The following is a 17,792-nucleotide window of genomic DNA, read 5'->3' on the forward strand; positions in this document are numbered from 1 at the left end:
TGTTCCAGAGGGCCTGTGTTCGCCACTCGATCAGGAAGAGAAGATTTCCGTGTAACGGCGAATCCACTGGTCATGCACCGTGGCCAGGAACGCGTTGTCGTGCATGATCGCCTTCTCGGAAATCTGCTCTGGCGTCAGGATGTACGGGCTCTTGCGCGCTTCGGCGGAGATGATGGCCTTGGCGTTGACCGGACCGTTGTAGATATCTTCAGCCATCTTGCCCTGCACCAGCGGGTCCAGAGAGTGGTTGATGAACGCGTAGGCCAGTTCGGTATCGCCAGGACGATTTTTCGGCATTACCGAGAGCATCAGGTCGGTGTAGAAGCCTTCCTTCATGCCGAAGGTGGCGCCCAGACCGTAGGCCGGGTCACGAATCTGTTTAGGGAAAAACGCCGGGGCGTAGAGACCGCCCATATCCAGGGAACCAGTGCGGAACAATTCGGCGATCTGGTTAGGGTTTTCACCCAGCGTCACCACACGGCTCTTAAGTTCTGCCAGTTTCTTGAAGCCCGGCTCAATGTTGTGCTCGTCACCACCGGCCAGTTTGGCGGCGATGATGATCAGGTCCATGGCCTCGGTCCAGTTCGGCGGCGGCAGGAAAATGTTCGGCGCCATGTCCGCATCCCACAGCGCGGCGTAGCTGTCCGGCGCTTCTTTCACGGTGCGGGTGCTGTAGACCAGGCTGTTGCACCAGAGCAGGTAACCGATACCGTGACCGTTGGCACCGGTGCGGTATTTCTCCGGCACGTCGACCAGGTTGGGAATACGGTTCAGATCGGGTTTTTCCAGCAGACCGGCAGCCGCCAGACCTTCAGCGCCGACGCCAGCCAGGGTGATGATGTCGTATTGCGGGCGATCACCACCGGCCTTGAGTTTGGCGACCATTTCCGAGGTGCTGCCGGTACGGTCAGCGATGACCTTGACGCCGTACTTGGCTTCGAAGGTCGCGGCAATGTTGCGCAACGCTGCCAGTCCGGTGTCATCCGACCAGGTCAGCAGGCGCAGGGTCTTGCCCTGAAAACGCGTGTCGCTGGCGTTGGCCCGGATAAACGGCATGCTCATCGCTGCCGCGGCAACCGAAGCAACGCCAACCGTTTTGATGAACTGTCTTCTGTTCAGATCATGCTCGCCCATTACGGATTCCCTTTGTTCTTGTAGGTATGAGTTTTAAGTATGAGGTTGGTCGCATCCAGCGCCCGGTGATCGATCTAGCTCTAATTCCCGCAGATCACGGGGTGTAGCTAAGTCGGCAGGTTCATCCTGAGGTCGCGCAGAACGCGCAACAATCGAAAATTTATCATTGAAGCCATGTGTCAAACGCATGCCTCGTTTCGAGGCATGCGTGACCCGTTTCCGGGCTGTCAGACGGCGCGAATCACGTGTTTGATTTCCTGAAACGCCTGCATGCCCCACGGCCCCAACTCGCGACCGATGCTGCTCTGTTTGTAGCCGCCCCAGGCCGTCTGCGGGAAGATCACTTGCGGCGCGTTGATCCACACCAGTCCGGTCTGCAAGGCGTTGGCGACCCGCTCGGCAGCCTCGCTATCGCGACTGACGACACTGGCCACCAGACCAAACTCGCTGTCATTGGCCAGGTCGATCGCCTCTTCTTCGGTGGAGAAACTGCGCACACAAATCACTGGACCGAAGATCTCTTCACACCACAACGCACTGTCGAGGGGCACTTCGGTGAAAATCGTCGGCCGCAAAAAATATCCGCGTGGCATATTTTCTGGCCGCTCACCGCCGCAAATCAGCTTGGCGCCAGCATTCAGCCCGCGATCAATGTGGCCCAGTACCCGTTGGTATTGCGCCTGATTGACCAGTGCGCCCATCTCCACCTGCGGATCAAACGGGTCTGCCACGCGAATACCTTCGGCACGCGCCTTGAGCTTCAGCAAGAACTCGTCCGCCAATTCATCGGCAACCAGCACCCGGCTGGTGGCCGAGCACATCTGTCCGGCGTTGAAAAACCCGCCGCCACTGGCCATTTCCACCGCCAGTTCGATATCGGCATCGGCGAGCACCAACAGCGAGGACTTGCCGCCCAGTTCCAGGCTCACACCCTTGACGGTTTCCGCCGCCCGTTGCATGACCTGAACACCCACCGCATTGCTGCCGGTGAAGGAAACTTTCGCCACTCGCGGATCAGCCGCCAGCGGTGCACCGACCGCCAGGCCAGTACCGCAGACCAGGTTGAACACGCCGTTGGGCAAGCCGCTTTCAGCAATGATCGCCGCCAGTTCCAGCTCTGGCAGCGGCGTGACTTCAGACGGTTTGAGGACCACGCAGCAGCCAGCGGCCAACGCCGGAGCGAGCTTCCAGGCGGTGGTGACCATCGGGAAGTTCCACGGCACGATCAAACCCACTACGCCGCAAGGTTCACGGCGCACACGGGCGGCGAAGTCTTCGCTCGGCAAGTCCACGGCGCGGTCCTGCTGAGCGTCCAAGTCTTGTGCCAGTCCTGCGTAATACTCGAAGGTGGCAATCACGTCATCAACATCGATGGCCGCTTCGAACAGTGGTTTACCGTTGTTGCTCGACTGCAACTGCATCAAGCGTTCGCGGCGCGCCTGCACGCCGCTGGCGATTTTGCGCAGCACTGCACCACGTTCGGCGCCGCTGGTTTTGGCCCACTGCGCAAACGCAGCGCTGGCGGCATTGACCGCTTGATCGACCGCCTGCTCATCGCCACCGCTCACGGTGGCCAGGGATTCTTCCGTGGCCGGGTTGATCACCTGCAAACGTTCGCTGCCGGCGCGCCATTGGCCGTCGATATACAGGCCATTCAAGGTCGAAGGAATGCTCATGCCTGCACCGCCTTCATCCAGATGGTCTGATCGATTTCGATCAGGGTCGGGCCTTGACGATCAATGGCGGCCCGCAACGCGGCGCGCAGTTGGTCGACACCGTCGATGGCTTCGGCAGCACAACCCAGCGCCTTGGCCACACCGATGAAGTCCGGGGTGTAGATGTCCACGCCAACCGGCTCGATGGCGCGGTTGACCATGTATTTCTTGATCTCTTCGTAGCCTTGGTTATTCCACAACAGCACGATGATCGGCGTTTGCGCTTCGACCGCGCAGACCAGTTCCGACAGGGTGAATTGCAGCCCGCCATCACCGATCAGGCACACCACCGGGCCCCGCGCAACGCGCTCGGAGCCGCCACCGAGCCAGGCGCCAATGGCGGCCGGCAACGCATAGCCGAGAGTGCCGTAACCGGTGGACGAGTTGAACCAGCGGCGCGGTTGCTCAGGGTTGAAGGTCAGGTTGCCGGTGTACACCGGTTGGGTCGAGTCGCCGACAAACACCGCTTCCGGCAGCTCGTGCAGAACCGTATCGAGGAACAGCGTCTGGGCGCGGGTCGGTGCGTCCCACGTGGTCTCAAGCTCGGCACGCAACGTGGCTGCGCGGGCATGGCCCCAGTCGGAACGACGCTCGGCCAGGGTGTGTCCGGCCAGTGCCGTCAGCAAGGCTTGCGCCGCAGTTTGCGAGTCGGACACCAGCGCTACCTGCGGTGGGTAATTGCGTACGGTCTGGTCCGGGTCGATGTCGACGCGCAACAAGGCGCCGGGAATCTCAAAGCCACCGGCAAAGGTGATGTCGTAATCGGTCTCGGCCAATTCAGTGCCGATCGCCAGTACTACGTCGGCATCCGCCACCAGCGCACGCGTGGCCACCAGCGATTGAGTCGAACCGATCAACAGCGGATGGCGAGATGGCAGCATGCCCTTGGCATTGATGGTCAACGCCACCGGCGCGTCCAGCAGTTCGGCCAGCTGCGTGAGTTCTGCCGCGGCATCGATGGCACCGCCACCGGCGAGGATCAACGGACGCTTTGCGGTGGCCAGCAACTGGCTCATTTGCGCAATGGCTGAAGGCGCTGCACCGGCGCGGGTGATGCTCACCGGCAGACTGGCGAGCAAGTCATCGGCGTCTTCGACCAGCACGTCGAGCGGAATTTCGATATGCACCGGACGCGGACGCCCGGCCTGGAACAAGGCGAATGCCCGCGCCAGCACACCCGGCAGTTCGGCGGCGGACATCAGCGTATGGGAGAACGCCGCAACCCCACCCACCAGTGCGCTCTGGTTCGGCAGCTCATGCAGCTTGCCGCGCCCGCCGCCCAATTGGCTGCGCGATTGCACGCTGGAGATCACCAGCATCGGGATCGAGTCGGCATAGGCCTGGCCCATGGCGGTGGTGATGTTGGTCATCCCAGGGCCGGTGATGATGAAGCACACACCCGGTTTGCCGCTGGTGCGGGCATAGCCATCGGCCATGAAACCGGCGCCCTGTTCGTGGCGTGGCGTGACGTGGTTGATGCTCGAACGGGCCAACCCGCGATACAGCTCAACAGTGTGAACACCCGGGATACCGAACACCTGTTCGACGCCATAACCTTCGAGTAACTTGACCAACACTTCGCCGCACGTCGCCATTTCTGCTGTCCTTCTTATTTGCTGAAACTGCACCCCGATGGCGTTTTCAGGCACGCGCCGGGGCACAAAGGTGACGCAATTGGACCCGTCGGCGTATAGCGGTGACAAACCAAAAATAGTCATACTAGGCATGTCCTCCACTCATGCCTGAGCACCCATGAAACGTCTTCCGCCCTTGCCCGCTCTGCATACCTTTATGATCACCGCCCAGTGCTGCAACTTCACACGGGCGGCGGACCTGCTGCACATTACCCAAGGAGCGGTGAGCCGACAGATCGCCGGGCTGGAGAGCCATCTCGGTTATCCGTTGTTCCAGCGCCAGGCCCGAGGCCTGAGCCTGACGGCACAAGGACGTGAGTTGTATCCGCGTATTCAACAGGTCTTCAACCTGATCGACGAAGCCGTCGAACACGTCGGCGCCAAGCGCGAAGCCCTGCAATTGAAGGCACCGACCTGCATGATGCGCTGGCTGCTGCCGCGCCTGTTGCAGTGGCAAAAAGAACGCCCGGACGTGCCGGTGGAACTGACCACCACCGTGCAGCACGCTGTGGATTTTCGTCGCGAAGAGTTCGATGCGGCGGTGGTGTACGGCACGGCACCGGGCAATGCGGCCTTCCATCACCTGTTCGATGAACAGCTGACGCCGGTCTGTTCGCAGCAACTGCTCAACGGCACGACGCCGCTCAAGACCCTCACCGACCTGGAACAGCACATGTTGCTGCACCCGACTCGCGACGAACGGGATTGGGAAGCCTGGCTCGAAGCCGCCGGAACCAAAGTCAGCAACATCGGCAAAGGGCAGCATTTCGATACGCTGGACCTGGCGATGTCCGTGGCTTCTCAAGGGACGGGCGTGGCGATTGGCGATTGGTCGTTGATCGGCGAAGACCTGAGCGCCGGACGGCTGGTCATGCCCTTTGAACTGAAAGTGCGCACCGGGCAGGCCTATTACCTGGTCTACCCGGAACGACCGGAGCCGTCAGAGCCGTTGCGCGAATTGATGGATTGGTTGGTGGAGCAGGCGCAGGAAAGGTGAACCTACAAGAGTGTTGCGACCTTGAAACCGCTTCGCGGGCAAGCCCGCTCCCACAGGTTACGCGTGAACCTTGTGGGAGCGGGCTTGCCCGCGAATGATGTAAGCCACGCTGAAGATCAATACCCAACGGTAAACCGCTGGCGGGAATGCGCGGGTGTTTCAACCTCGTCGATCATCGCAATCGCGTAGTCCGCAAAGCTGATCCAGCTCCTGCCCTGAGCGCTGACCAGCAGATCATCCTTGCCCAAGCGGAATTTGCCGGTGCGCTCACCTTCAACGAATTCCGCTGACGGCGAGAGGAAAGTCCAGTCCAGTTCCTGTTCCTGACGCAAGGTGTCGAGGTACACGCCACCGGCGCTGGCCTCGGCCTTGTACTCGTCCGGAAAGCCCGGGCTGTCGATGACTTTGCCGCCGGTCGGCAATAGCAGCGAACCGGCACCACCGACCACCAGCAGACGTTTGACCCCGGCCTTTTTCACCGGCTCGATAATGGCGCTCGCCGGGATCGTCGAGAAGTGTGCAGCGCTGATCACCACATCGTGCCCCGCCACTGCGGCTTGCAATGCCGCCGCGTCAGCGACGTCCACGTCCTGGGTGACCACACCGGCACGCTGGCCGAGCTTCGCCGTGTTGCGGGCGATGGCGGTGACGCTGTGACCGCGACGCAGGGCTTCTTCCAGCAGTTGGCTACCGGCACGGCCGGTGGCACCAATGATTGCGATCTTGCTCATGACGTTCTCCAGTTCCGATATATGTGACGCAGAGCGTCACGGGCTGCATTCCCACGCAGAGCATGGGAACGATCATCAGGGTGAATCAGCTCACCACTTCATTTCGCCTTTAGCGACTTTGGCGCTCAGCTCCAGGGAGCTTTCTTCGCCGAGGTCTGGGTAACGCTTTTTCATCGCAGCAATCAGCTCGGCCGAGTTCTTGGCCTTGGCGGTTTCTTCGTCGAAGGCTTTGATGTAGTCGGCGGTAAAGTGCACGGCGGCCAGAGAGCGAGCGCTCTCACCCAGGTAGTGACCCGGGATGAGGGTCTTGGGTTTCAGGCCTTCGATGGTTTTCAGGGTGCCAAGCCAATCGGTGTGAGACTGCGCGGTTTGGGTATCGGCCATCCACACATGGATGTTTTCTGCCACCACTACACCGCCGACCACAGCCTTGATCGACGGGATCCAGACAAAGGTGCGATCCGGCTGTTTGCCGTCGAGGCCGATGATCTCGAGCTTCTGCCCTTCCAGGGTCAGGCTGTGGCCCTTGAGCACTTGCGGCACGATGGTTTTCTGAGGGACGTCGACACCCATTTTCGGGCCCCAGAACGCCAGTTTTCCTTCAACGGTGGCCTTGATATGGTCCACGGTCGGTTTGGAGGCCAGCACCTTGGCGTTCGGGAAAGCTGTGGTCAGGGTGTCGAGGCCGAAGTAATAGTCCGGGTCGCCGTGGCTGATGTAGATGGTGGTCAGTTGCTTGCCGCTGGCACGGATTTTTTCCACCACGTGCTCGGCCTGGAGTTTGCCGAATTGGGCGTCCACCAGAATCGCTTCTTTCTTGCCGCTGACCAGCACCGAAGTCACCGGAAAGATCGCCGCCGTGCCTGGGTTGTAAACGTCCAGGGTCAGCGCCGGCTCGGCCGCCGCTGCGTGGGCGACGAAGCCCAGGGTCGCGGTGGCCAGCAAAAGACGCTTGAGTGATGAAAATCCGATCATGTGGTGCTCCTGAGATCTGTCCGTCGTGAATGACGATGGACAGAGCTTAGTTGCCTCACTCGCTACAAAAAATGCGATGCTTGAACATAGTTTGTTTCTAAAAACGGGCAAATCATGGATCGTCTTCAAGCAATGCGGGTCTTCGTCACGGTGGTCGACCTCGGCAGCCAGTCGGCTGCCGCCGATCATCTGGATCTCTCACGGCCGGTGGTCTCGCGGTATCTGGCGGAACTGGAAGATTGGGTCGGCGCACGGTTGATGCACCGCACCACCCGCAAGTTGAGTTTGACCGCCGCTGGCACCGAAATCCTGCCACGCTGCCGACAGATGCTCGATTTGTCGACCGACATGCAAGCCGCGGTCAGCGAGCCGGACGACGCGCCGCGAGGCTTGCTGCGGATCAGCGTCAGCACCTCATTCGGCCAGGCACAACTGGCCGACGCCGTGGCCGAGTACGTCAAACGCTACCCGGGTGTGAGCATCGACCTGCAGATGCTCGACCGCACGGTGAACCTGGTGGATGAGCGCATCGACCTGGCGATCCGCACCAGCAATGACCTGGACCCGAACCTGATTGCCCGCCGGCTGACGGTATGTCGTTCGGTGATTTGCGCGTCCCCCGAGTACCTGCGCCAGCACCCGACGCCGCAAAAGGTGGAAGAGCTCAGCCTGCACAATTGCTTGACCCACTCCTACTTCGGCAAAAGCCTTTGGCACTTCGAGCAGGACGGTGATCAGGTTTCGGTGCCGGTGCAGGGCAACATCAGCGCCAACGAGGCCAGTACCCTGTTGCGCGCGACCATGGCCGGCGCCGGAATTTCGATGCTACCGAGCTATCAGGCGGGTGTGCATATCCACAGCGGACAACTGGTGCGTCTGCTGGCCGGTGCCGAACCACGGCAAATGAACATCTACGCGGTTTACGCCTCACGCAAACACATGCCGGCGACGCTGCGCAGCATGCTGGATTTTCTGGTGCTGAGGTTTCCGGAAGAGCCGGAGTGGGATGTGGGGCTTTAAGATCAAAAGTTCAGAAGTAGAAGATTGAAATACATACCTTGTGGGAGCGGGCTTGCCCGCGAAGACGTCATCTAAGGCAATAAATATGCTGGAGCGACCATTGCTTTCGCGGGCAAGCCCGCTCCCACAGGTATTTTGAACCGATCAACCTGCTGAATACCCCATCAAAGCTGTAGCCCATCGCCATGAAAACGCACCACAGCTGACCTATGCTGATAGTAGTACCCCTCTGACTGACGGGTACTCGTTCAGAGGTCAACGCCATGAACATCAAAACCCGAAGATACCTTGCGATCTTCATCACCTGCGCCGCCACGCTTGTGCTGTACGGAACCGCTGCCTACCGTGTCGAACAGGCCCGTCAACAACCACAGAGTGGATTCGCGAGCTGCAACTTCGAACGCTGCATCCCGCACACCGCGACCCTGAACGCGCTCAAATAATGCTCTCAAATAACAGAAGGCCTTACACCCCGCTGTCCTGGTCGGCCTTCAACCTGTCCCGAAACGCTTTGGGAGAGATCCCTACTCGTCGCCGAAACAAACGCGTGAAGTTGGTCGGATCAGAGAACCCCAAGACGTCGGACATTTCGTAGATGGTCATGCTGGTATAGGTCAGCAGCCGCTTGGCCTCCAGCAACTGGCGCTCATGCATGATCTGCAAGGCCGGCTGACCGGCCAGCTCACGGCAGGTGCCGTTGAGGTGCGAGACAGAAATCCCCAATTTATGCGCCAGGTCTTCGACCTTCACGTGCTCGCGATAATGCTCTTCGACCAACTGCATAAACCCATTGAGGTATTCCCGCGCACGTTGTGGTCTCAGGCTTGCGGTACGACGCTGGATCACCTGGCGGCTGACCCACACCATGATCACGCTGACCAGCGAGTGCATGAGCATTTCGCGCGCGGGTTGGTGGCCCACGTACTCGTTTTGCAATGCCGAAAACAGACTGTTCAGGTAGTGGCTGTCGGCACCCGCTGGATAACTTTCGGCCACCGCCAGGGCATTCACCGAGTTGCCAAGCTGCGCCTGAAGGTGGGCCACCAGCGGCGCCGCCAGAGTGACGACATAGCCCTCGATGTCTTCCGAAAAACGGAAGCCATGTATCGACAACGGCGGCAGAATCTGGATCGCCGACTCTTCGAGCCGCGTGCGTTTGCCCTCTATCTCAAGTTCCGCGTGACCTTTGTGGACAAACAACAACTGACACAGATCGGCATGTCGATGCGGTTTGATTTCCCACTGATGCTCACGGCTGCGTTTGGAGATGGTTTCACAATGCAGTAAATCCGGCGTTGGCCAGTCCAGGCGTTCACCATAGAGCTTGAACACCGGAATCGAAGGAAGGGCAGGCTTGTTCATAACTGCAATCCAGGCCTCGGAGTGTTGGGCGATAATCGCACCGATTGGCGAAATGTACAGGTATCGGCTCAGTTTTCACCTTCATTTGACGGGTTCTCAAGCGAAGAATGCAAGTACTCAGAACCTATTCACCGATTTGTTCGTGTGAAGCTTGCGAGCCATAAAAACAATGAAAACCCTGAAGACTCAAGTGGCCATTATCGGCGCCGGTCCGTCCGGTCTGCTGCTCGGCCAATTGCTGCACAACGTCGGTATCGACACCGTCATTCTCGAACGCCAGGCCCCGGACTACGTATTGAGCCGGATCCGTGCCGGAGTACTGGAGCAAGGCATGGTAGATCTGCTGCGCCAGGCCGGGGTCGGCCAGCGAATGGACGCAGAAGGCCTGGTCCATGGCGGTTTCGAACTGGCCTTCGACGGGCGTCAGGTGCATATCGATCTGCAAGCACTCACCGGCGGCAAGACCGTGATGATCTACGGCCAGACCGAGGTCACCCGCGATTTGATGGCAGCCCGGCAAACCGCGGGCGCTATGACCTTGTACGAGACGAGCAACGTCCAGCCCCACGACATGAAAACCGACCGGCCTTATTTAACCTTCGAAAAGGACGGAGAAACCTGCCGCCTGGACTGCGATTACATCGCTGGCTGCGACGGCTTCCATGGCGTCGCCCGGCAGTCGATCCCCAGCGACTCGCTGAAGATCTTCGAGCGGGTCTACCCGTTCGGTTGGCTGGGCATCCTTGCCGATACGCCGCCGGTCCACGATGAACTGGTGTACGCCAGGCATGAGCGCGGCTTTGCCTTGTGCAGCATGCGTTCGGCGACCCGCACCCGCTATTACCTGCAAGTACCGGCCGAAGAGAAGGTCGAGAACTGGTCCGATCAACGCTTCTGGGATGAGTTGAAATCCCGCCTGCCAGAAACCTTGGCCAACGATTTGGTGACCGGCCCATCCATCGAGAAAAGCATCGCGCCGCTACGCAGCTTCGTGGTCGAACCGATGCAGTACGGGCGGATGTTTCTGCTGGGAGACGCGGCGCACATTGTCCCGCCCACCGGCGCCAAGGGTCTGAACCTGGCCGCCAGCGATGTCAGCACCTTGTTCAACATCCTGCTCAAGGTCTACCGCGAAGGCCGCACCGACTTGCTGGAGAAGTACTCCGAAATCTGCCTGCGGCGGGTCTGGAAAGCCGAGCGTTTCTCCTGGTGGATGACCTCGATCCTGCACAATTTTCCTGACACGGATGCGTTCAGCCAACGCATTACACAGACAGAACTTGCGTATTTCGTCGGCTCCGAGGCCGGTCGAAAAACCATTGCAGAAAATTACGTCGGGCTTCCTTACGAGGCTATCGAGTAGGAGCCTATCGAGTACACTAGCGGACATTCCCGCTTGCCCATTAACTTGCGGGTCAACCACCGCCCGCAGGTTTCACCGTGACCAATCTCAACCAGCCTCCCAAACCGGCCATTCGCAGCGTGCTGATCGCCCTGATGCTGGCAATCTTCCTCGGTGCGTTGGACCAGACCATCGTCGCCGTGTCGATGCCGGCCATTTCGGCACAGTTCAAGGATGTCAGCCTGCTGGCCTGGGTCATCTCCGGCTACATGGTGGCGATGACGGTGGCGGTACCGATTTACGGCAAACTCGGCGACCTTTATGGCCGGCGTCGGCTGATGCTGTTCGGCATGGGCTTGTTCACCCTGGCATCGGTGCTGTGCGGCATGGCCCAGAGCATGGAGCAGCTGGTGCTGGCGCGAATCATCCAGGGCATCGGTGCCGGCGGGATGATTTCGGTGAGTCAGGCGATCATCGGCGACATCGTGCCGCCTCGCGAGCGGGGACGTTATCAAGGTTATTTCAGCAGTATGTACGCGGTGGCCAGTGTCGCCGGCCCCGTGCTCGGCGGTTACATGACCGAGTACCTGTCCTGGCGCTGGGTGTTTCTGATCAACCTACCGCTAGGCCTCGGTGCCTGGCTGGTGGCCAATCGCACGCTGGTCGGCTTGCCGGTGCCGCAGCGCAAACCGGTCATCGACTACCTCGGCACGATCCTGATGATCATTGGCCTGACCTCGCTGCTGCTGGGCATCACCGAGATCGGTCAGGGCCATCATTGGCGCGACAGCGAAGTACTGGGTTTGCTGGCCGGTGCGGTGCTGGCGCTGACCGTGTTCGTCTGGCATGAACGACGGGCGCGCGAACCGCTGCTGCCGATGCATTTGTTCGCCAATCGCAACGCAGTCCTTTGTTGGTGCACGATTTTCTTCACCAGTTTCCAGGCCATTTCGCTGATAGTGCTGATGCCGCTGCGCTTCCAGAGTGTCACCGGAGCGGGGGCCGACAGCGCCGCGCTGCACCTGTTGCCATTGGCCATGGGCTTGCCGATCGGCGCCTATTTCGCCGGACGCCGGACCTCAGTGACCGGTCGCTACAAACCGATGATTCTCACCGGTGCGCTGCTCACCCCCTTCGCAATTCTCGGTATGGCCTTCAGCCCGCCGCAAGCGCTGATCCTCAGCAGCCTGTTCATGTTACTCAGCGGGATCGCCGCCGGTATGCAGTTCCCGACTTCACTGGTGGGCACGCAAAACTCGGTGGAGCAACGGGACATCGGCGTGGCCACCAGCACCACCAATCTGTTTCGCTCCTTGGGCGGCGCTATGGGTGTTGCACTGATGTCGGCGCTACTGCTGGCGTTGCTGCAAGACTCAAGCTTCGCTCACCTGGCAGGCTCGGCGCTGATTGCCGAAGGTAGCTCGGGGAATGTCCTGCTTGACGGTTTGAACGCCGCACCAGGCCCAACTCAAAATGCGCTGCGGGGCGAGTTGCTGCTGACCTTCCGGCATTTGCTGATGGTCAGCGCGGCCGTGTCGCTGCTGGGGCTGGCCGCAGCGATCGCCATGCCGAATATGTTGTTGCGGGGTCGGGAGGATAAGGTCAGATAGAGAGACCGCATCGCCTGCATCGCGAGCAAGCCCGCTCCCACATTAATTCTTCGGTGTGCACACAATTTGTGCCCAAAGAAGATCTAGTGTGGGAGCGGGCTTGCTCGCGATAGCAATCGGTCAATCACTGCTGGATCAAGAGCTGTAATACCCCACCCACAAGATATTCAGCGAATCACCTTAAGGACGACTGTTGATCTGCTGTTGCAGGTTCTGAATCTGGCTTTGCAGAGTATTGATGTTACGCGTGACCTGCCCACGAAAGGCGTCGAACTCGGCGGTGCTGCTACCCCCCTGAGGTGCCGCCGGGCGGTTGTCCTGTTGGCTTTTGAGGACAATCATGTCCTGCTCCAGGCGCTCGATGGCGACGCTCGGGTTGCCTTGTTTTTTTAACGCCGCGATCTCAGCGCTGAGATCTTTGAGTTGCGCGTCGACTTTACTGGTGTCGGCCGGAGCGCTTTTCAGGGTCGCCAGTTCGCTGCTCAGGGATTTCACCTGGGCTTGCAACTGGGCATTGGCGGATTGTTGTTCGGTGGTCTGCGCAGTCATTTGCGCCAGGCGCTTGTCCAGGTCCGTGGCCTGGCCTGCGACGCCTTGCTGTTGCTTGTTTTGCTCAACCAATTTGCTTTCGAGCTGCTTGATCTGCAACTTCAGCGCTTCGCTACCGCTGTTGACAGTGGATTCGCTGGCGACCACCTTGCCGGAAATAGCCTGCAAGCGCCCCGCCGCTTCCTCGCTGATGCGCGCAAAACTTTCCTGGGTCGCGACCAGTTGCTGTTCCATCAACGAAATCTGCTGGAAACTCCACCAGGCAAGGCCGGCGAACGCGAAGAACAATGCCCCGACCAGCGCCCAAAGCGGACCGGTGCTCGGGCCTTTGACCTTGACCACCGGTGCGGGCCGCGAATGTACGCTGGTGCGTTCACGGGCGGCGGCAGTGGTCGGAAAATCATCGTCGAGGGTATCGGCCCGCAGGCTTGGGACATCATCGAAGTCGTCGTTAGCATCATTACGCATGGACATGAGTCAACCTTTCTGAACCGCAGTAGTGGCTTAATGCTGCGAGTATAAACCGCTACTCACAGCACTGATCGACCCTGAACCCCAAACTCGGTTCAGTGTTTATTTTCAGCGAATGTCCTGAGCCTTCCACCAACCGCAGAACTCATCGAGGGCCGTCCACAGGCTGACCTTCGGCTCATAGTCTAGATAATGGCGGGCGCGGCTGATGTCCAGGGTGAAATTCTTGCTCATCACCTGCATACCCAAGCGCGACAGCGTCGGCTCTGGACGCCCCGGCCAGAGCTTGCAGAAACCTTCGTTCAGTGCCGCGACACTGTAGGCCAAACCGTAGGAACGGTAGCGAGTGACTTGCGGGACCTCCATCTGGCGCATCACGTAGTTCACCACATCCCACAACGGCACCGGCGCACCGTTACTGATGTTGTAGGCCTTGCCCAAGGCTGAGCCTGTGGTCAGCAAACTGCTGAGCAGGGCTTCATTGAGGTTCTGCACGCTGGTGAAATCGACCTTGTTCAGGCCGTTGCCGACAATGGCCAAGCGACCTTTGCGCTGCATGTTCAGCAGTCGCGGAAAGATGCTCATATCACCGGCACCGGTGACGAAGCGTGGGCGCAGGGCCAGCACTTCGAGGCCGAACTCCTGGGCGCCGAAGACTTTTTGCTCGGCCAGGTATTTGGTGGCGGCGTAGGGATGTTTGAAGCGTTTGGGGACCTGTTCTTCCTTCAGCCCCAGATGATCACGACCATCGAAATAGATCGACGGCGACGACAGATGCACGAGCCTTCGAACGTTCTGTTTCAGGCAGGCTTCGACCACATTCTCGGTGACCAGCACGTTGCCCTGATGAAAATCCTGATAACGCCCCCACAGCCCGACCGCGCCAGCGCAATGCACCACCGCATCGACGTCACGGCACAGGTTGCGAACCAGCTCCGGATCACTCAAGTCACCCTGGACAAACTCGGCACCGCGGCGCACCAGATGCTCGACACCCTCGGCCCGACGCCCGTTGACCCGCACGTTCAGGCCCTGCTCCAGGGCGAAACGCGAAAAGCGCCCGCCAATGAAGCCGCTTGCGCCGGTGACCAGAATTTTCATGACTTGCTCCGATTTCTTTCGTTTTTCATGCGTATCGCACTGCGTATTACCTGAAGCCCTGACGCTTTCAATCACTCCAACGGCACCAACCATTGCGGTGATGATCGCGCCAGATGCTCGGTCAACTGCCCGAGCAATTGCCCGCCGTTGCGCCAATGATGCCAGTACAGCGGCACATCAATCGGCTTATCTGGCAAAAGTTCCACCAATATTCCGCGCTCCAGCTGCTCGCGGACCTGCAATTCGGGCACCAGTCCCCAGCCAAGCCCCACTTCGGCCAGTCGAATAAACCCTTCAGATGACGGACACAGATGATGCTCGAAACCGCCTTCGACGCCCAATGAAGCCAGGTAGCGATGCTGGAGAAAATCATCTGGGCCGAACACCAGCGCCGGTGTACGCGCCAACAGCTCAGCCCGGACACCTTGCGGGAAATGCCGGGCAATAAAGGCCGGACTGGCCAGAGCACGATAGCGCATAGCCCCCAGCAATAGGCTGCGTGCCCCAGCCACCGGCCGCTCGCTGGCACACACGCACGCCGCCACTTCACCGGCACGCATGCGCTTGAGGCCAACGGTTTGGTCTTCCACCACCAGATCCAGCAATAGATGCTGCTCGGCGCAAAAATCACCCACTGCCTCCGCCCACCAGGTCGCCAGACTGTCAGCGTTGAGGGCGATGCGCAGACGTTCTGGCAAGCCTTCTTCATCCAGCGCCGGTACCAACGTTTGCAAATCGCGTTCGAGCAAACGCACTTGTTGCACATGGTTGAGCAGGCGCCGGCCAATCTCGGTCGGCGCAGGTGGCGTGACCCGCACCAGCACCGGCTGACCGACTCGCGCCTCCAGCAACTTGATCCGCTGCGAGATCGCCGATTGCGACAATCCCAGCACTTGGGCAGCACGCTCGAAGCCAGCCTGCTCGACCACTGCGGCGAGGGCAGATAGCAATTTATAGTCGAACATCAGTTTTCCTAATGGGTGATCAGTAATATTGGTTTTTCTTATACAACTTCTGACTGGAGAATGAACAGTACGCTTCTTCGATAAAGGACATTTTTCATGGCTGGTGAAACCTCTCTGGCAACCCTGCTGCGCAGCATGAGCCCGCACCTGAACGACGGCGAGTATGTGTTCTGCACGATCCGCGACGGCCATCCGCCGAAGGACTGTGAGGTCATCGGCAGCTTCCGCGAGCAGGAAGGTTTGACGGTCATCCTCGAGCGCGGGCAAGCCGAAAAGGCCGGCTTCAGCTTCGATTATGTGGCGGCCTGGATCACTTTGAATGTGCACTCGGCACTGCAAGCCGTCGGCCTCACCGCTGCATTCGCCAGCGCCCTGGGGCAGGCCGGGATCAGCTGCAACGTGATTGCCGGTTACTACCACGATCATTTGTTTGTCGGCCAAGCCGATGCCGAACGCGCCATGACAGTGCTGCGGCAATTGGCGGCGGGCGCGGAGTAAACCCTATGTGGCAAAGCTATGTGAACGGCCTGTTGGTCGCGGCGGGGCTGATCATGGCGATCGGCACGCAAAACGCTTTCGTGCTGGCGCAAAGCCTGCGACGCGAGCATCACCTGCCAGTGGCCGCGCTGTGCGTGACCTGCGACGCCTTGTTGGTCGCCGCCGGAGTCTTCGGACTGGCGACCCTTCTGGCGCAGAACCCACTGCTGCTGGCGATTGCCCGTTGGGGTGGCGCGGCCTTTCTGCTGTGGTATGGCAGTCTGGCTCTGCGCCGGGCCTGTTCCCGGCAAAGCCTGCAACAGGCCGGTAGCCAGAGCGTGCGCTCGCTACGGGCAGTGATGCTCAGCGCCCTGGCGGTGACCTTGCTCAACCCCCATGTGTATCTGGACACCGTGCTGCTGATCGGCTCACTCGGGGCTCAACAAACCGTACCCGGTGCCTACGTGGTCGGCGCGGCCAGCGCGTCATTGCTGTGGTTCTTCACCCTGGCCCTGGGCGCCGCATGGCTCGCACCGTGGCTGGCACGCCCCAGCACCTGGCGAATCCTCGACTTGCTAGTGGCCATAATGATGTTCACTGTGGCCTTTCAATTAATCACGGCGGCCTGATTATTCGAAAAGGCTCTGGAACCTCTATTCCACACAGTTGTTGCGTGGTTATGCCGCAACCCCGGTGCTATGATCCGAACCCTGCGCCGCAAAGAGTACAAACTCCCCGGCGCTTGTCTGGCCGCCCGTGATCGGCCTTGCGCTCACCGCAACTGACCTGATTAGGAGAATCATCATGGCTTTCGAATTGCCGCCGCTGCCTTACGCACACGATGCCCTGCAGCCGCACATTTCAGAGGAAACTCTGCAATACCACCACGACAAGCACCACAACACCTATGTCGTGAACCTGAACAACCTGGTGCCAGGCACCGAGTTCGAAGGCAAGACCCTGGAAGAAATCGTCAAGACTTCCTCGGGCGGTATCTTCAACAACGCCGCTCAGGTCTGGAACCACACTTTCTACTGGAACTGCCTGGCGCCAAACGCTGGCGGTCAACCAACCGGCGCGCTGGCTGAAGCCATCAACGCGGCTTTCGGTTCGTTCGACAAGTTCAAAGAAGAATTCAGCAAAACCTCCATCGGCACCTTCGGTTCCGGTTGGGGCTGGCTGGTGAAAAAGGCTGACGGTTCCCTGGCTCTGGCCAGCACCATCGGCGCCGGCAACCCGCTGACCAGCGGCGACACCCCGCTGCTGACCTGCGATGTCTGGGAACACGCTTACTACATCGACTACCGCAACCTTCGTCCGAAGTATGTCGAAGCGTTCTGGAACCTGGTCAACTGGAAATTCGTGGCTGAGCAATTCGAAGGCAAGAAGTTCGTCGCTTAAGTCCGTTTGCAGTACAAAAAACCCGGCATTGCCGGGTTTTTTTATGGGTTTTTGGTGAGGAACATATCCATTCCTGCGGTGCTGCACCCACCTTGCTCGCGATGGCGGCTGTGTAGGTTGCATCTTTTTGGCTGTGTACATATCCATTTCTGCGGTAACGGCTACTTAGGGTTTCGCCCTTACGGCGAGGCACTTTTGTCAAACGCCCTCCGTGTCAGGCTACCTGTCGCCCTTGTAGATTGACTCATTCATTCAAGGGGGCGAAGGTGCATAGCAATGTCTAAACGTTACACCAACGACTTCAAAGA

Annotated in this window: 17 protein-coding genes; 8 read left to right on the forward strand and 9 right to left on the reverse strand. The window is 59.7% G+C overall.

Annotated features, from left to right (window positions below):
- Positions 1-30: 30 nt before the first annotated feature.
- From ACN1C3_RS22260 to ACN1C3_RS22270, 3 genes are all read right to left on the reverse strand, one after another.
- Complete coding sequence (locus ACN1C3_RS22260; RefSeq protein ID WP_419117905.1) at positions 31-1,134, reverse strand: ABC transporter substrate-binding protein; 1,104 nt, start codon at positions 1,132-1,134, stop codon at positions 31-33.
- Positions 1,135-1,361: 227 nt separating this feature from the next.
- Positions 1,362-2,810, reverse strand: a complete 1,449-nt coding sequence (locus ACN1C3_RS22265; protein WP_419117906.1) for an aldehyde dehydrogenase family protein — start codon at positions 2,808-2,810, stop codon at positions 1,362-1,364.
- On the reverse strand, positions 2,807-4,444 hold the full coding sequence (locus ACN1C3_RS22270; RefSeq protein ID WP_419117907.1) for a 5-guanidino-2-oxopentanoate decarboxylase: 1,638 nt from the start codon (positions 4,442-4,444) through the stop codon (positions 2,807-2,809). The genes ACN1C3_RS22265 and ACN1C3_RS22270 overlap by 4 nt, the downstream gene beginning before the upstream one ends.
- A 157-nt stretch (positions 4,445-4,601) precedes the next feature.
- Here ACN1C3_RS22270 and ACN1C3_RS22275 point away from each other — a divergent pair, with 157 nt between their 5' ends.
- Positions 4,602-5,480: a LysR substrate-binding domain-containing protein gene (locus tag ACN1C3_RS22275; RefSeq protein WP_419117908.1), complete on the forward strand. Its 879-nt coding sequence runs from the start codon at positions 4,602-4,604 to the stop codon at positions 5,478-5,480.
- 116 nt (positions 5,481-5,596) lie between these two features.
- Here ACN1C3_RS22275 and ACN1C3_RS22280 read toward each other — a convergent pair whose 3' ends face one another.
- Positions 5,597-6,211 carry an NAD(P)-dependent oxidoreductase gene (locus ACN1C3_RS22280; RefSeq protein WP_419117909.1) on the reverse strand — a complete coding sequence of 205 codons (615 nt, stop codon included), beginning with the start codon at positions 6,209-6,211 and terminating at the stop codon, positions 5,597-5,599.
- Positions 6,212-6,301: 90 nt separating this feature from the next.
- The gene (locus tag ACN1C3_RS22285) at positions 6,302-7,186 is read right to left on the reverse strand and encodes an MBL fold metallo-hydrolase (RefSeq protein WP_419117910.1); all 885 of its coding nucleotides are present in this window, start codon (positions 7,184-7,186) and stop codon (positions 6,302-6,304) included.
- A 114-nt stretch (positions 7,187-7,300) separates the two neighbouring features.
- Here ACN1C3_RS22285 and ACN1C3_RS22290 point away from each other — a divergent pair, with 114 nt between their 5' ends.
- Together ACN1C3_RS22290 and ACN1C3_RS22295 are read left to right on the forward strand one after the other, a co-directional pair.
- A complete protein-coding gene (locus ACN1C3_RS22290) occupies positions 7,301-8,206 on the forward strand; it encodes a LysR family transcriptional regulator (protein WP_419117911.1) in 906 nt (301 codons plus the stop codon).
- Positions 8,207-8,469: 263 nt separating this feature from the next.
- The gene (locus ACN1C3_RS22295) at positions 8,470-8,649 is read left to right on the forward strand and encodes a hypothetical protein (RefSeq protein ID WP_419117912.1); all 180 of its coding nucleotides are present in this window, start codon (positions 8,470-8,472) and stop codon (positions 8,647-8,649) included.
- Between the two features lie 22 nt (positions 8,650-8,671).
- On the opposite strand, the gene ACN1C3_RS22300 is transcribed toward ACN1C3_RS22295, so the two are convergent.
- Positions 8,672-9,568, reverse strand: a complete 897-nt coding sequence (locus tag ACN1C3_RS22300) for a helix-turn-helix domain-containing protein (protein ID WP_419117913.1) — start codon at positions 9,566-9,568, stop codon at positions 8,672-8,674.
- A gap of 178 nt (positions 9,569-9,746) precedes the next feature.
- Between ACN1C3_RS22300 and pobA the strand changes: the two genes are divergently transcribed.
- Both pobA and ACN1C3_RS22310 read left to right on the forward strand, forming a co-directional pair.
- Positions 9,747-10,931 carry a 4-hydroxybenzoate 3-monooxygenase gene (pobA, locus tag ACN1C3_RS22305; protein ID WP_419117924.1) on the forward strand — a complete coding sequence of 395 codons (1,185 nt, stop codon included), beginning with the start codon at positions 9,747-9,749 and terminating at the stop codon, positions 10,929-10,931.
- A 77-nt stretch (positions 10,932-11,008) separates the two neighbouring features.
- The gene (locus ACN1C3_RS22310) at positions 11,009-12,520 is read left to right on the forward strand and encodes an MDR family MFS transporter (RefSeq protein ID WP_419117914.1); all 1,512 of its coding nucleotides are present in this window, start codon (positions 11,009-11,011) and stop codon (positions 12,518-12,520) included.
- Between the two features lie 180 nt (positions 12,521-12,700).
- Here the strand turns inward: ACN1C3_RS22310 and ACN1C3_RS22315 are convergent, their stop codons facing one another.
- The 3 genes from ACN1C3_RS22315 to ACN1C3_RS22325 form a co-directional block, all read right to left on the reverse strand.
- The gene (locus ACN1C3_RS22315; RefSeq protein WP_419117915.1) at positions 12,701-13,543 is read right to left on the reverse strand and encodes an ATPase; all 843 of its coding nucleotides are present in this window, start codon (positions 13,541-13,543) and stop codon (positions 12,701-12,703) included.
- A gap of 105 nt (positions 13,544-13,648) precedes the next feature.
- Positions 13,649-14,641, reverse strand: a complete 993-nt coding sequence (locus ACN1C3_RS22320) for an NAD-dependent epimerase/dehydratase family protein (RefSeq protein WP_419117916.1) — start codon at positions 14,639-14,641, stop codon at positions 13,649-13,651.
- A gap of 71 nt (positions 14,642-14,712) precedes the next feature.
- Positions 14,713-15,606 carry a LysR family transcriptional regulator ArgP gene (locus tag ACN1C3_RS22325; protein WP_419117917.1) on the reverse strand — a complete coding sequence of 298 codons (894 nt, stop codon included), beginning with the start codon at positions 15,604-15,606 and terminating at the stop codon, positions 14,713-14,715.
- A 96-nt stretch (positions 15,607-15,702) separates the two neighbouring features.
- Here ACN1C3_RS22325 and ACN1C3_RS22330 point away from each other — a divergent pair, with 96 nt between their 5' ends.
- From ACN1C3_RS22330 to ACN1C3_RS22340, 3 genes are all read left to right on the forward strand, one after another.
- Complete coding sequence (locus ACN1C3_RS22330) at positions 15,703-16,104, forward strand: ACT domain-containing protein (protein ID WP_419117918.1); 402 nt, start codon at positions 15,703-15,705, stop codon at positions 16,102-16,104.
- Positions 16,105-16,109: 5 nt separating this feature from the next.
- Positions 16,110-16,712 carry a LysE/ArgO family amino acid transporter gene (locus ACN1C3_RS22335; RefSeq protein ID WP_419117919.1) on the forward strand — a complete coding sequence of 201 codons (603 nt, stop codon included), beginning with the start codon at positions 16,110-16,112 and terminating at the stop codon, positions 16,710-16,712.
- Between the two features lie 175 nt (positions 16,713-16,887).
- Complete coding sequence (locus ACN1C3_RS22340) at positions 16,888-17,484, forward strand: superoxide dismutase (protein WP_419117920.1); 597 nt, start codon at positions 16,888-16,890, stop codon at positions 17,482-17,484.
- Positions 17,485-17,792: the final 308 nt, after the last annotated feature.

Source organism: Pseudomonas sp. H11T01 (assembly GCF_048515765.1).
Taxonomy (GTDB): domain Bacteria; phylum Pseudomonadota; class Gammaproteobacteria; order Pseudomonadales; family Pseudomonadaceae; genus Aquipseudomonas.